The organism is Pseudomonas sp. JL3 (assembly GCF_031570575.1).
GTDB classification, from domain to species: domain Bacteria; phylum Pseudomonadota; class Gammaproteobacteria; order Pseudomonadales; family Pseudomonadaceae; genus Aquipseudomonas; species Aquipseudomonas cucumis.
This window is the reverse complement of record NZ_JAKWJK010000066.1, coordinates 1-954: the sequence shown is the minus strand read 5'-3', so window position 1 is coordinate 954 and position 954 is coordinate 1. Positions and strand designations below refer to the sequence as shown.

The 954-nt window shown below is 60.0% G+C and carries 1 pseudogene; it reads right to left on the bottom strand.

The features are described from left to right. Nucleotides 1-954: pseudogene (locus MMG91_RS28795) on the bottom strand (calcium-binding protein); the annotation flags it as partial.

Sequence of the window (954 nt, the reverse complement as noted above, 5' to 3'; positions counted from 1 at the left end):
CGTGCCCAGACGGATATCAACATTCACCGCAGCGGCCGACGTCGAGTAGTCGACCGTATCGGTACCGACTCCACCATCGAAGTCGATGCCACGGCCATCGCCGACAAAGGTGTCGTTGTAGTTCGACCCCTTGATTGACTCGATATCGGTGAAGGTATCGCCCACCGCAATGCCGGTATTCGCACCGGTTTTCAGATTGATCGTCACGCCGACCTTGCTATCGGTATAACCAGCAATGTCCAGCCCGGCGCCGCCGATAAACTGGTCGGCGCCCGCACCACCGTACAGCGTGTCGTTGCCCGAGCCGCCAGTGATGATGTTGTCGCTGGCGTTGCCATAACCGATGAAGGCCTGGCTGCCCGTGTAGGTCAGACGCTCGACGTTGGCCGACAGGACGGTGCCGCTGGGGTTGATCACCGAGACGCGCACTTCATCATTGCCGCCACCGGCCACCTCGACGATGGTAGGTGTAGTGCCAGTGTTGATGTAATAGATATCGTCGCCGGCACCGCCCTCCAGCCTGATAGCGGTTGCGGTGTGATCCGGGCCGGAGGTGAGCGTGTCATTGAACGCCGAGCCGATGACGTTCTCGATATTGGTGAGAGTGCTGCCTTCGGCATCTCCACCGGTGCCGGCCATGCCTGTGCCAAAGCGGACCTCAACATTCACCCCGGCGGCCGACGTCGAGTAATCAACCGTATCAATACCGACTCCACCATCGAAGTCGATACCCCGGCCATCGCCGACAAAGGTGTCGTTGTAGTTCGATCCCTTGATTGACTCGATATCGGTGAAGGTATCGCCCATCCCGATCCCGGAATACACACCGGTCTTCAAGTTGATGTTCACCGCTACGGTGCTGTCGGTATAGCCGACAGTGTCGTAACCGGCGCCACCGATGAACTGGTCGGCCCCCGCGCCACCGTACAGCGTGTCGTTGCCCGAACCGCCGGT